The 13,650-nt window shown below is 71.6% G+C and carries 13 protein-coding genes and 1 pseudogene; all 14 read left to right on the top strand.

Annotated elements, in window-relative coordinates:
* The first annotated feature begins 18 nt into the window (after positions 1–18).
* Entirely contained in the window at positions 19–408 is a 390-nt protein-coding gene (gene lysW, locus DY245_RS47840; RefSeq protein WP_342354189.1) for a lysine biosynthesis protein LysW, read from the top strand.
* 2 nt (positions 409–410) lie between these two features.
* Positions 411–1,274 carry a RimK family alpha-L-glutamate ligase gene (locus DY245_RS13575; protein ID WP_244943025.1) on the top strand — a complete coding sequence of 288 codons (864 nt, stop codon included), beginning with the start codon at positions 411–413 and terminating at the stop codon, positions 1,272–1,274.
* Positions 1,271–2,296, top strand: a complete 1,026-nt coding sequence (gene argC / locus DY245_RS13570) for an N-acetyl-gamma-glutamyl-phosphate reductase (RefSeq protein WP_128507046.1) — start codon at positions 1,271–1,273, stop codon at positions 2,294–2,296. The genes DY245_RS13575 and argC overlap by 4 nt, the downstream gene beginning before the upstream one ends.
* 28 nt (positions 2,297–2,324) lie before the next feature.
* Entirely contained in the window at positions 2,325–3,191 is an 867-nt protein-coding gene (locus DY245_RS13565; RefSeq protein WP_128507044.1) for a transketolase, read from the top strand.
* On the top strand, positions 3,188–4,147 hold the full coding sequence (locus tag DY245_RS13560; RefSeq protein WP_128507042.1) for a transketolase family protein: 960 nt from the start codon (positions 3,188–3,190) through the stop codon (positions 4,145–4,147). Before DY245_RS13565 ends, DY245_RS13560 begins: the two co-directional genes overlap by 4 nt.
* A 40-nt stretch (positions 4,148–4,187) precedes the next feature.
* Positions 4,188–5,864, top strand: coding sequence for an AMP-binding protein (locus DY245_RS13555; RefSeq protein ID WP_128507039.1), 1,677 nt, complete (start codon positions 4,188–4,190; stop codon positions 5,862–5,864).
* Between the two features lie 11 nt (positions 5,865–5,875).
* Positions 5,876–6,061: pseudogene (locus DY245_RS46235) on the top strand (acyl-CoA dehydrogenase family protein); the annotation flags it as partial.
* A 15-nt stretch (positions 6,062–6,076) separates the two neighbouring features.
* A complete protein-coding gene (locus DY245_RS13550; RefSeq protein WP_425329380.1) occupies positions 6,077–7,066 on the top strand; it encodes an acyl-CoA dehydrogenase family protein in 990 nt (329 codons plus the stop codon).
* A complete protein-coding gene (locus DY245_RS13545; RefSeq protein ID WP_128507035.1) occupies positions 7,063–7,983 on the top strand; it encodes an MBL fold metallo-hydrolase in 921 nt (306 codons plus the stop codon). Before DY245_RS13550 ends, DY245_RS13545 begins: the two co-directional genes overlap by 4 nt.
* On the top strand, positions 7,984–9,000 hold the full coding sequence (locus DY245_RS13540; RefSeq protein WP_128507033.1) for a ketoacyl-ACP synthase III family protein: 1,017 nt from the start codon (positions 7,984–7,986) through the stop codon (positions 8,998–9,000).
* Between the two features lie 11 nt (positions 9,001–9,011).
* Complete coding sequence (locus DY245_RS13535) at positions 9,012–9,692, top strand: hypothetical protein (protein ID WP_128507031.1); 681 nt, start codon at positions 9,012–9,014, stop codon at positions 9,690–9,692.
* Complete coding sequence (locus DY245_RS13530; protein ID WP_128507028.1) at positions 9,679–11,379, top strand: GH3 family acyl-acid amido synthetase; 1,701 nt, start codon at positions 9,679–9,681, stop codon at positions 11,377–11,379. The genes DY245_RS13535 and DY245_RS13530 overlap by 14 nt, the downstream gene beginning before the upstream one ends.
* Complete coding sequence (locus DY245_RS13525) at positions 11,376–12,233, top strand: class I SAM-dependent methyltransferase (protein ID WP_128507026.1); 858 nt, start codon at positions 11,376–11,378, stop codon at positions 12,231–12,233. The genes DY245_RS13530 and DY245_RS13525 overlap by 4 nt, the downstream gene beginning before the upstream one ends.
* A 2-nt stretch (positions 12,234–12,235) precedes the next feature.
* Positions 12,236–13,650: NAD(P)/FAD-dependent oxidoreductase (locus DY245_RS44335; protein WP_181923663.1), on the top strand; the 1,415-nt coding region annotated here is incomplete at its 3' end.

The raw sequence follows: 13,650 nt of genomic DNA, 5'->3' as shown, positions 1-13,650 counted from the left end.
GATGCCGATGGACACTAGATGCTTCCTCCGCCGGGTCAGGGCCGTTACCCGTTGCAGGTCTTTATGGCCCGCATAATGGCACCTTATTTGTCCCTTCAAATAAGCTCCGGTGATGGGATCGAAAACGATCTGTGCATGGTTCCCCTGCTCGTTTTGGCGTTACTGTTTCCTGGCCGCGCCGCAGTGAATTCATGCACTGCGGCGGAGCGCAGTAATTTCGGATCCCTTGGAGGGCGCATGTCCGTCGCGGCATGTCCTGAGTGTGATGCTCAGGTAAAGATCGAACCCGATACCCGGGTGAGTGAAATCGTCGAATGTGGTGACTGCCGAAGCGAATTGGAGGTGACCTCGTTGGAACCGGCGACCCTGGCCCAGGCGCCGGAGGTCGAGGAGGACTGGGGAGAGTAGCGGTGAGTTCTCCGGAACCGTCCATCACCGTGCTGGCGTCCAGAGTCCGCACGGAGGAGAAGCGCATCATGACCGCGCTCGAAAAGCGCTCGGTCGCCTTCAGTTACCTCGACGCGCGGGACCTGTCCGTCACCCTCGGCGGGAGCCTGCCGGCCCACCGGGTCGTTCTCAACCGGGAGATCGGGCAGTACCGCGCGAGCTATGCGGCCACCGCCCTGGAGGCGGCGGGCGCGACCGTCGTGAACACCGCGGCCGCCACCGCGATCTGCGGTGACAAGTGGCTGACCTCCATGGCGCTGCAACGACGCGGACTGCCCACTCCGCGGACCGCGCTGGCCATGACCCCAAACGCGGCCCTGGCCGCGCTGGACGAGATCGGGTACCCGGCGGTGATCAAGCCGCTGGTCGGCTCGTGGGGCCGGCTGGTCACACCGGTGGAGGACCCGCGGATCGCGGCCACGGTCCTCGAACACATCGCGGCCCTCCCCTCGCCGCAGTCCCACATCGTCTATGTCCAGGAAATGATCCCCAAACTCGACCGCGACATACGCGTCATCGTGGTGGGCGGTGAGGTACTCGGCGCCATCCACCGCAGCAGTTCCGAATGGCGCACCAATGTCGCACGCGGCGGAGCCAGTGAATTCCTTGCGCTCAGCGAGGAGGACGCCAAACTCGCCGTCACCGCGGCGGACGCGGTCGGGGCGGAAATCGCCGGCGTCGACCTCGTCGTCGACGACGAGGGCATGACGTCGGTGCTGGAGGTCAACCACCGGGTGGAATTCGCGGGATTCCAGGAGGCCCAGGGAAACCGGGTGGACGTTGCCGACCGCATTGTGCGGTACATGCTGACCAAGGGGGCGACATGATGCGCGTTGCCGTGGTGGGCGGCGCCGGATACATCGGCGGAGAGCTGCTGCGCCTGCTCGTGGGCCACCCGGAGGTGGAACTGGCGGCCGCCACGTCCCGCAGCTTCGCCGGCCGGGCGGTCGCCGGAGTCCATCCGAACCTGCGCGGACGCACCGAACTGCGCTTTTGCGAACCGGCCGCGCTGGGCGAGTACGACCTGTTGTTCCTGGCGGCGCCGCACCGGGAGACCATGCGGCGCATGCCGGAGTTCCTCGGCCATGCGAAGACGGTCATCGACCTGTCGGGCGACTTCCGGCTGCGTTCCCCGGAGGTGTACGCCGATTACTACGGCGTACCCCACGAGGCGGCCGATCTGCTCGACTCCTTCACGCCCGGCCTGCCGGAATTCCACCGGGAAGAACTGCGGACGGCCGACCGGATCTCGGTGCCCGGCTGCATGGCCACGGCGGGAATTCTCACCCTGGCCCCGGTGGCCCGGGCGGGACTCGTCGAAGGCGAGGTCACCGTCGACGCCCGGACCGGCTCCAGCGGATCCGGCGCCACCGCAGGGCCGGGCAACCTGCACGCCGAACGGAGCGGTGCGCTGCGCGTGTTCGCGCCGAACCGGCACCGGCACGAGGCGGAGATGGCCCAGGCGACCGGGCTGACCGTACGGATGACCGCCAGCGGGGTGGAGGCCGTACGCGGCGTCCAGGTGCTGTGCCGGGTGCGGCTCGCGGACGGAGTGGACGAGCGCGCGCTACGGGCCGCCTATCGCACGAGCTATCAGCACGAGCCGTTCGTGCGGATCGTGGCCGAACGCCGCGGGCTGCACCGGTTCCCCGATCCGAAGATCCTCTCCGGATCCAACTTCTGCGATGTGGGGTTCTCGGTGGAAACGGGATCGCCGCACGCGCTGCTGATCGGGGCGCTGGACAACCTCGTCAAGGGCGGCGCCGGGAACGCCGTGCAGGCCATGAACATCCGATGCGGCCTGCCCGAGCACCTCGGCCTGGAGTTCACCGGTCTGCATCCGAATTGATGCCAGTCACAGCGGGATGGAGAAAAGGATGAATGGCGCGATCGCGCCGCCGGACATACGGTCCGTGCCCGGCACCGAGCAGTTGAGGGCCGCGGCCGGCCGTATCCGGGAACGCATCGTCGACATGTGCGCCAGCCAGGAAGGCGGCCACATCGGCGGCTCGATGTCCCTGGTGGAAATTCTGGTGGCGCTCTACTTTGACGCGCTGCGGATCGACCCCGAGCACCCGGACGACCCGGACCGGGACATCCTGGTGCTCAGCAAGGGCCACGGCGGCATCGGGCTGTACGCCACGCTCGCCGAGCGGGGGTTCTTTCCCGTCGAGCGGCTCGCCGAATACGGCACGGCCGGCAGCGAGTTCATGGCACACCCCCATCCGGAGATCCCCGGCGTGGAGATGCCCACCGGCTCCCTCGGCCACGGGCTGGCACTGGGCCTGGGCTTCGCCCTGGCCGCCCGGCTCGACCGCAGCGACCGGCGCTCCTTCGTCGTCATGGGTGACGGAGAGCTCCAGGAGGGCTCGGTCTGGGAGGCCGCCGCGGTGGCGAGCAGCCAGGGCCTGGACAACCTCACGGCCGTCATCGACCGCAACGAGCTGCAGATCACCGGCGGCACCGAGGAGGTCGTCCGGCTCGAACCGCTCGCCGACCGCTGGCGGGCCTTCGGCTGGCACACCCACGAGGTGGACGGCCACGACCTCGACGCGCTCAGGGCCGTACTCCACGCGGCCCCCGAACCCGGCAGACCGACGATGGTGATCGCCCGGACGGTCAAGGGCAAGGGACTGCCGTTCGTCGAGGGACAGGCCCGCAGCCACTACGCACGGCTGAGCGGCCGCCAGCGGCAACGCGCGATGAGCGCCCTGCGCGCCGCGACCGAGAGGAGCCAGGCATGAGCAACGCCACCGCCGCCGAGCCGAAGACCGTGCTCTCCTCGCGGGAGACCTACCGCAACGCCCTGATGGAGCTGCTGCCCTCGGACGAGCGCCTGGTCTGCCTGGACACCGACACCGGGCTCTTCAACGGCGTCGACCTCACCCCCGCACAGGACCGCTACCTCAACCTCGGCATCGCCGAGCACACCCTCATGGGCGCCGCCGCCGGGCTCGCCAGGAGCGGCCGGATCCCGGTCGTGAACACCATGGCGACCTTCGCCGCGAGCCGGGCGCTGGAAGCGGTCAAGCTCGACATCGCGCTCAACGACCTGCCGGTGAAGATCGCCGCCACCCACTCCGGGCTGTCCGCCGGCCACTTGGGGCCCACCCATCACTCGCTGGAAGACCTGGCGGTGATGCGTGCGCTGCCGAACATGACGGTCGTCGTCCCGACGGACGCGGACACCACCGACCGGCTCTTTCGGCAGTCCCTGGAGCTGCCCGGCCCGGTCTACCTCCGGCTCGGCCGCAACGCCACCCCGGACCTGCCCGCCGGCGCGCCCCCGGTGGAGCTCGGCCGCATCCAGGTCCTGCGGGAGGGCGGCGACATCACGCTCGCCGCCTGCGGCCCCTACCCCGTACACATCGCCCTGGAGGCGGCCGACCAGCTCGCCGCCGACGGTGTCGCGGCGACGGTCCTCAACGCCCACACGGTCAAGCCGCTCGACACCCGCACGCTGCGCGAGGCCGCGGCGGCGACCGGCGCGGTGATCACCGTCGAGGAGCACTGGATCGGCGGCGGATTCGGCGGCGCGGTGGCCGAAGCGCTGTCCGAGATGCCGCACACCACCGTCAGCGCGGTGGGCGTGCCAGGGGCGTTCGCCTCGGTCGCCGGCGGCCAGCAGTACCAGCTGGAGCGCGCCGGCGTCACGTCCTGGGCCGTCGCCGCCCGGGCCAAGGAAATCCTCGGCTCATGAGCGCACCACCGAGCCCACAGACGATTGGAGAGGACCCACGGTGACCCACGAGCCGAACACCTCCGACGCGGCGGCCGGCATCCCCGACCTCCTCAGCAGCAGGTACCGCGAAGCCGGCTGGTGGCGCGCGGAGACCCTGCTCGACGACCTCCGCCGGGCGGTCGCCGAGCACCCCGAGAAGACCGCGCTCGTCTGCTGGTACACCGACGGCCGGCCGGCCGAATCGCTGACGTACCGGAAGCTGGCCTGGTACGTGGAGCGCCTTGCCGCCGCGCTCGTCGGGCTGGGCGTCAAGCCCGGCGACGTCGTGACGCTCCAGCTCCCCAACTCCTGGGAGTTCATCGCGCTCAGCCTCGCCTGCGCACGGGCCGGCGCGGTCGCCGGACCGGTCGTGCCGATCATGCGCCGGCGCGAGGTGGAGTTCATGACGCGGCTCACCGGCAGCCCGCTCTACGTGGGCGCCGCGGAGTACCGCGGCTTCTCGTACGCGCAGATGAGCGCCGAAGTGGCCGAGGCCGTGCCGACGCTGCGGCACCGGGTGCTGCTCGGCGGCGCCGCGGCCGGGGCCGAGGACGCCCTCGACTTCGAGCGCGATCTGCTCGGCAGGGTCTGGGAGAAGGAGCATCCGGCGGCGGAGCTGGACGCCCTGGAGGCGGGGCCCGACGACCCGGCCCAGGTCATGTTCACCTCCGGGACCACCGGTGAGCCCAAGGGCGTCGTGCACAGCCACAACACGCTGTACGCGATGAACAAGGCACAGGCGGACGTGCTGCACCTGACGTCCGGCGAAGTCACCGCGATGGGCTCGCCCACCACCCACCAGGGCGGCTACACCTGGAACTTCGTGATGCCGCTGCTGCTCGGCGCGACCTCGGTCCACATCGACGCATGGGACCCGAAGCTGATGCTGCGGATCCTGGAACAGGAGGGCGTCACCTTCTTCATGGGCGCGCCCACCTTCCTCGCCGACCTGATCGAGGCACAGCGCGCCGACCGGCGGGACCTGTCGGAGCTGGCCACCTTCGCCACCGGCAGCGCACCGGTCGCCCCCGTGGTGGTGGAGCGCGCCCGCGAGGTGCTGGGCTGCCGGGTGTACGCCCTGTGGGGCATGACGGAGAACGGCTGTGTCACCGTCACCCGCCCCGAAGAGCCCGTACTGCGCGCCGCCGAGAGCGACGGCACCGCGGTCCCGGGCATGGAGGTCAGGATCGTCGACCAGGAGACCGGAGTGCCGGTCGCCCCGGGCGCGACCGGGCTGCTACAGGTCCGCGGCGCCAGCCAGTGCCTGAGCTACTTCCGGCGGCCCGAGGTCTATGCGGCGTCGCTGACCGAGGACGGCTGGTTCGACACCGGCGACCTCGCGCGCGACGACGGCCACGGTGGGATACGCATCGCCGGCCGGACCAAGGACGTCATCTCCCGCGGTGCGGAGAACATCCCGGTCACCGAGGTGGAGGCCGCGCTGCTGCGGCACCCCGCCATCCGCGATGTGGCAGTGGTCGGCTACCCCGACGAGCGGCTGGGCGAGCGGGCCTGCGCCGTGCTGATCGCCCATGGCACCCCGCCCACCCTCGACGATCTGCGCGCCCATCTCGATGGCCTGGCCATGGCCAAGCAGTACTGGCCCGAGCGCGTCGAGGTCGTCGAGACGCTGCCCAAGACCCCCTCGGGAAAGATCCAGAAGTTCCTGCTGCGTGCACAGCTGCAGTCGAACTGAGAGGAAGACAGATGGACTTCGAGTTCACCGACGAGCAGAAGGCTCTGCGCGCACGCGTCCGCGCCTTCGCGGCCGAGCGGATCGCGCCGGACTACCAGGAGAACGACCGCCGGGGCAGCTATCCGCCCGGGCTCCTCAAGGACATGGCGGAGCAGGGGCTCTTCTCCCTGCGTATCCCGGTCGAGTACGGGGGGCAGNAGGGGCTCTTCTCCCTGCGTATCCCGGTCGAGTACGGGGGGCAGGGCCTGGACGCGGTCAGTACGGGCATCGTGCTGGAGGAACTGGCGAAGGCCGACCAGTCGGTGTGCTACCCGGTCCTCAACGCCGCCCTGATCGCCGGGGTGCTGGCCGCCAACGGGACCAAGGAGCAGCTGGCACGGTGGCTGCCGCCGATCGCGCGCGGTGAGTCCGTCGTGGCGCTGTGCCTGACCGAACCCGAGCACGGCACCGATGCGGCCGGCATCGAGCTGCCCGCCCGGCCCGACGGCGCCGGATGGCGGCTGACCGGCCGCAAGACGTCGATCATGATCGGCAGTTACGCCACCCACGGCCTGGTCTTCGCGCGCACCGGTGAGGCCGGCGCCCGGGGCGTCACGGCGTTCTTCACCCGGCTCGACGAGGACCGGGTGTCCAAGGCCCAGCTGTCGGACCTCGGGTGCCGGTCGGCCGGGCGCGCCGAGCTGGAGTTCGACGACCTTCTGGTCACACCGGACGAGGTGGTCGGCGGGCCGGGGCTGGGCTTCGTCCAGGTCATGCGCGGCTTCGACTACTCGCGGGCGCTGATCGCCCTGATGGCGGTCGGGGCCGCCGGCACCTCCATGGACAAGGCCTTCGCCCACGCCCGGGAGCGGGTGGCGTTCGGCCGGCCCATCGGCACCTACCAGGGCGTGGCCTTCCCCCTCGTCGAGCACGCCACCTACCTGCACGGCGCCCGGCTGCTGGCCTACGAGGCGCTGTGGCGCAACGACGTCGGCAAGGACCACCGGGTCGAGGCCAACATGGCGAAGTGGTGGGCGCCGAGGGCGGCGATGGAGGCGGCCCACCAGGCGCTGCTCACCCTCGGCCACTTCGGCTGGTCGGAGGACCAGCCCATGGCCCACCGCCTCCGTGACGTCATCGGTCTGCAGCTGGCGGACGGTACGGAGAACGCGACCAAACTCGTGGTCGCCCGGCAGCTGCTGGGCCGCGAGTACGCGCCGTGAGCACACCGCCGGCCGGCTGTGTGAGCCTCGGCGACGGCGTGCTCGTCGCGGATTCGACCATGGCCGGCTACCCCGGCATGAACGGCGTCTTCCTGATCCCCGGCGCCCGCCCCGCCTTGATCGAGACGGGCACCGCGCTGTCCGTCGCCCGCACCCGGGCGGCGCTGGACGCCTTCGGGCTCGCCCCCGGCGACCTGGGGTGGATCATCGTGACGCATGTCCACCTCGACCACGCCGGCGGGGCGGGCGCGCTGAGCCGCGCCTTCCCCGCGGCGAAGGTCGTGGTGCACCCCTTCGGCGCGCGTCATCTGGCCGATCCGGCGCGGCTGGAGGCCAGCGCACGACGGGTCCACGGGGCCTTGCTGGACCGGGTCTACGGATCGATGACCCCGGTGGACGGGGCCCGTATCCAGGCGGCCGAGGACGGTGCGCGGATCGACCTGGGCGACCGGGAACTGCGCATCCTGCACACCCCGGGCCACGCCCCCCACCACCTCGTCGTGCTGGACGCCGGCACCGGGGTGCTGTTCACCGGGGACGCGGCCGGAGTCCGGGTCGACGGTATGCGGTCGGCCCGCCCGGCCTGCCCGCCGCCGCACTTCGACCGCGATGCGGCGGTGGCGAGCATGCGCCGCATGGCAGAGCTGAGGCCGGCCCGGATCGTACTGACCCACTTCGGGGATCCCGGCGATCCGGCGGCCTTCCTCGCCGACGCGGAGGACCGGCTCCAGCGGTGGTGCACGGTCGCGGAACGCTCGGCCGACGACGGCCTGGAGGCCGAGCTGCTGCGCCGGTTCGCCGCGGAGGAAGGAATGCCCGCCGACGATCCCGAGCGATTCGCGGTCATGGGCGGCTTCGAGTCCAACGCCGCGGGACTGCGGCACTGGCTACGGACGCGGAACGAGGAGCGCGAGTAAGTGCGTTACGACGACCTCTGGATCAAGGGTACGGGCAGCTACCTGGGCGAACTCCGCCCCGTGGCACCGGACATAGCCGCCGGCAGGTACGCGGAGAAGGACGCCCGGGAGGCCGGTACGGTCTCGGTGTCCACCGCGGACCTCGCGCCCCCCGAAATGGCGGTACGGGCCGGCCGCGACGCGCTGGCAGCGGCCGGCACCACCCGGCCCTCATCGACCCTGCATCTGCACGGCAGCACCTACTTCCAAGGGCTCGACATGTGGCCCGCCGCCTGCTGGATCGCCGGGCAGCTGCTCGGCGAGACCCTCGACACCCTCTCCATGCAGGCCTCCGCGCTGTCCAACAGCTCGCTGGCGTGCCTGGAGCTCGCCGGCAGCCTGCTGGCCGGCCGCCCCGACCTGTCCGGCGCCCTGCTGACCTGCGCCGACCGGTTCGCACCCCCCGGGGTCGACCGATGGAACATCGACTCGGGGATGGCCTTTGGAGACGGCGCCGCGGCTGCGGTTCTGGGGCGGGGCGGCGGCGCGCTGCGCGTGCTGTCCGTCGTCTCGTACACGGACACCTCGCTGGAGGGCCTGCAGCGCGGAGACGAGGCGTTCCACCCGGTGTCGCCCACCGCGCTGGAGACGCTGCCGATGCGGCGCAGGGCCCGCGAGTTCTTCGCCCAGGGCACCATGGCGCCGAAGGAGGCCCGGCAGCGCTCGGTGGACGCCGTCCAGCGCGTGGTCACGGCCGCGCTGGACGAGGCCGGGTGCTCCATCGGGGAAGCCCGCTGGGTCGTCCCGCCCTTCGTGGGCCGCCGGCTCTTCGAGTCCGGTTTCGTCGAGCCGCTCGGGCTGGACCCGGAGCGGACCCTCTTCGAATTCGGCCTGACCACAGGGCATCTGGGCTCGGTCGACCAGCTGCTCAGCCTCGACCACCTGCTGGGCAACGGACTGCTGCGCCCCGGGGACCGCGTCGTGCTGATCGGCACCGGAATGGGGTTCACGTTCACCTGCGCCGTGCTGACCGCCTGAGGAGGAACCGTATGCCGACGGGACACGTCGAAAATGCAGCACACGTCGAAATCGCCGCACACGCCGAATTCTCCGTGCTGCTGGGCGCCGACTTCGCGGGAAAGTCGTCGGTGATGGCCGAGCTGGCGGCGACCGTGCCCACCTGGCGTCTGCTGTCCACCGACGGAAAGTTCACCGAAACCGCATTCCCCCTGGTGGCCCAGCTCCGGCGCAATGTGGTCAGCGACGTACTGCCAGGCCTCGGCACCACCTATTCCGCGGACTTCCTCGCCGCACTGCTCCAGACCGCGGTCGTCCACCTCCGCGACCGGATCCAGGTAAGCGAACCCGGCGCGCCGATAGTGGTGGACTCCTACTACTACAAAATTCTCGCGAAATGCCGGCTCGCCGGTGTGGAGGAAAACCCCATGTTCACGTGGTGGCGTTCCTTTCCGCGGCCACGCCGGATCGTGTACCTGGACGTGACCCACGAAACGGCCTGGCGGCGGAGCGGGCAGGGCACGCGGCTCAACCGGCTGGAGCACTCCGGAGCCCTGCCGCACGAGCACGCATTCGAGAGCTACCAACGCGACCTGCGCAAAGTCATGCTTGAGGAGACGAGGGACGTCCCCATGACGGTGATCGAGGAATGCGGTGATGTGGCACGCACCGCGGCAGCCGTACGAGAGGCGCTCGCTGATGACTTCCACTGACGGATGGGGTTCGCCCGGCCACGAACAGCGCTACCGGGAACGGGTCTTCGCGGAACGCGCCCGGCTGCACGGCGCCGCCGCCGATTTCGCCGGCCACCAGCAGCGGGTACTCGCCGACCTCCTGGAATTCAACGCCGATACGGCCTTCGGACGGGCACACGGATTCGGGCGTATCCGCACGATGGAGGAGTTCCGCCGTGCCGTCCCCGTCCAGGACTACGCCGACCACGCCCCATGGATCGACCGCACCACGGCGGGCGAGGCGAATGTGCTGACCGCGGACCGGCCGACCGTGTACTTCACCAGCAGCGGAAGTACCGGCGCACACAAGAAAATACCGGTCACCCCACGCTTTATGAGCTCCACCTTCTTTCCCTTCTATTACGCGGCCTGGGCGCCGTTGATCGAGCACTTCCCGGATGTACTGGCCCGCCCGGACGCGGTACTGAACCTCAAGCACGACCCCCTGGCCGCCCCGCCGACCGCCGCCGACGGCCGCCCGCACGTCGGCGCGAGCCAGGTCGACTTCGGGGAGAAGTTCGGCGAGCCGCTGTCCGCCGAACCGGGAACCGCCGCGCCCTGGGCGGCGCTTCCCGTCCCGGTGGCGGCCGACGCGCATCTGGAGAAGATGTATCTGCGGCTCCGGCTGGCCGTGCAGAGCGATGTCCGGTGCCTCATCGGGATCAACCCCGCGATGGTGGCCGCCGTGCCGTACCAGCTGAACCTCTGGTGGCCGCGGATCGTCAAGGAGGTGCACGACGGCACCCTCGGCGGAGTGCCGTACGGCGCCCCGGCACCACAGCGGGCCGCCGAACTGGAGCGACTGGCGGACCACTTCGGAATCGTCCGCCCCGCGCAGATCTGGCCCCACATGCGGGCGCTGTTCTGCTGGACCACCGGAGCGGCCTCGCTCTATCTGCCCCGGCTGCGCGAGGAGTTCGGCCCCGGAGTGACCGTCCTGCCGGCACCCGTGGCCGCGTCGGAGGGCCCGGTGGGCGTCGCACTCGACCGGCACCCCTGCGCGGGGAGCCTGGTGGCCACCGCATCGGTGTACGAGTTCGTGGACGCCGACCAGGACCTCACGCCCGACGTCGCGACGCTGCTCCCGGACGAACTCGAACCGGGCCGCGACTACCACGTCCTCTTCAGCCACGTCGGCGGGCTGTACCGCTACGCGGTGGGCGACGTGGTCCGGGTCGTCGACCGGGTCGACGGGGTGCCCCGGGTGGAGTACGCGGGCCGCGGCACACGGTCCGACGCGGCCGGTGAGCGGCTGCGCGAGGCCCAGGTCATCCGCGCGCTGCGGGCCGCGCTGAGCGCCACGGGCCTGGAACTGCGCAACGCCACCTGCCAGGTGGCAACGCCGCCCACCGGGCAGCCGCACTACCGCTTCGCCCTGGCACCGCACACACCGTGGAACGGACAGGAGACCACCCGCTTCGCCCGGTTGCTCGACACCCACCTCGGCGAGCAGTCGCCCGGCTACCGACGAGCCCGCGAGGCCGGCCGGCTCGGCGATCCGACCCTGCACCTCCTGCCGCGCGACGCCTTCCAGCGTGACTGGCACGACGCGGTCGGCGCCGGAGTCCGTCCCACGCAGGTCAAGGACCGCATCTTCCGACAGGATCCCGCCCTCTGGCAGCGGCTGACCCAGCTGCCGGCGACTCATGAAGGGGAACACCGATGACCGAGGCTCTGGATGCCGTGGAACGTACGGCTCTGCTCACCGCCGCGCTGCGCGCCGCCGAAACGCGGCGCGCGGACCGGCTGTACGAAGACCCGTACGCCGCCCGACTCGTCGGTGACAGCGGCCCCGGGCTGCTCGCGGAGGTACGGGCCGCGACCTTCCCGCCCAACCGCGCCCGCACGCTGCCCAGCACCCCTGACTACAACGCCATCCGGACCCGGTTCTTCGACGAGTACCTGCAACAGGCCGCAGCGGAACCGGAGATGCACCAGATCGTCCTTGCCCCCGCCGGTATGGACTCCCGCGCCTACCGGCTCCCGTGGCCCGAGGGCACCCGCTACTTCGAGGTCGACCGGCCGGCCGTACTCGCCTTCAAGAAGGAGCGGCTGGGTGACGCCCGGCCGCAGGTGGACCACCACACGGTCGCCGTCGACCTGACGGCGGACAACTGGGAGGACGAGCTCATCGCCGCGGGCTACGACCCCGCACTGCCCTCGACATGGCTGCTCGAAGGGCTGCTCTACTACATACCGGAGTCCGACGCCCGGCGCATGCTGGACCGGGTGGCCGCCATCGCCGCACCCGGCAGCCGCTTCGCCGCCGACATCGTCAACACCGCGGCCCTCGAACTGCCCCACATGCGGGCGCTGCTGGACGTCTTCGCCGGGTGGGGCTGCCCCTGGCTGTTCGGCACCGACGACCCCGAAGGACTGTTCGCCGGCCATGGCTTCGACATCGAGGCCGTCCAGCCGGGCGAGGACGGCGCCGACTTCGGGCGCTGGCCCGACCCCGTGCCGCCGCGCCATGTCAAGGACGTCCGCCGGGTGTTCTTCGTGCACGGATACCGGCGCTGACGATGGGCACCGCCGTCATCGCCGGGGGCAGCGTCGCGGGCCTGGCCACCGCCCTCGCCCTCGCGGAGGCCGGATACCGGGTCCGGGTCCTGGAGCGGGCCGCCCCGCCCCCCGAGGGCCCGGCCGGGAGCGTGGCGGCGGGCTGGCGCCGCCCCACGGTCCCGCAGTCGCACCACTCGCACACCCTGACCTCGCTGGGCGTACGGGTCCTGCGGGAGCGGGCGCCGCAGGTCCTGCACGCCGCCCTGGAAGCGGGCGGCACCCTGCTCGACCTGACCACCGTGGCGCCCCAGGCGGACGGCGGCTTCTCCCGGGAGCCGGCCGACGCCGAGCTGGCTGCCCTGGCGATCCGCCGCTCGGTCCTCGATCTGGTGCTGTACCGCGTCGTCCGCGCCGACCCGCGGATCGAGATCAGCCACGGGGTGACGGTGCGTCATCTCGTCCTGGACGGCAGCCGGCGGCGCGTCCGCGGCGTGGTGGACGCCGACGGCCGGCACCTGGCGGCCGATGTCGTCGTGGACGCCGGCGGCCGCAGGGCGCTCGCCCGGTCCTGGCTCGCGGACGCCGGGGTCCCGGTCGCCGAGGACCTCAGCTCTCCTTCCGGCCTGCGCGGCTTCAGCCGTTTCTACCGGCTGACCGGCACGGCAGCACCCGCCCCGCTCAACCGGGGCAATGCCGCCGGCGGCGTCTGGGACCACTACGCGGGCGTGCTGCACCCCGGTGACAACCACACCTTCGCCATCGCGCTCGCCGTGCTGCCTGACGACGCGACGATGACCGCGCTCCGGCACCCGGCGGGCTTCACCGCGGCAGCGTGCGCCAGCCCGTACGTGGCGCCGTGGGTCGCCGAGGGCGTGAGTGAGCCACTGGGCCCCGTGGAGGCGATCACCTGCCCGCCGAATGTGCTGCGCGGTGTCGCGACCCGCCGCCAGGAGCCGGTGGCCGGCCTGTTCTCCGTCGGTGACGCCGCCTGCGTCACCAACCCGCTCTTCGGCCGCGGCCTCTCGCTGGCGCTGACCCAGGCCTTCCAGCTGGCCGACATGCTCGCCGCCGCCCCGGCCGTGGACGAGACGCTGAGCGCCCAGGTGGCGGCCGCGGCCGAGGATCTTCTCCGGCCTTGGTACGAGCAGTCGACGCAGGCCGACGCGGACCGTATCGCCGCCTGGTCGGCGGCCGTGGCCGGAGAGCCGCCGATGCGGCCCGGCCCACGGGTGCCCGCGGACCGGCCCTCGTTCCCCGAGGTGGCGGCCGCGGCCTCCGCCGACGGGCACGTATGGCGGGGGCTGACGCGGATGCTGATGAGCCTGGAGACGCCGGCGAAGGTCTTCGACGACGCGGTGTTCCGCGACCGGGTGGCAGCGGCCCGCCCGCGCCCGGCACCGGCGTCCGCCCGTCCGCCGGCCCGCGACGCGCTGGC

Source organism: Streptomyces inhibens (genome assembly GCF_003389455.1).
GTDB classification, from domain to species: Bacteria; Actinomycetota; Actinomycetes; order Streptomycetales; family Streptomycetaceae; genus Streptomyces; species Streptomyces inhibens.
This window is presented reverse-complemented; position numbering and strand designations above follow the sequence as displayed.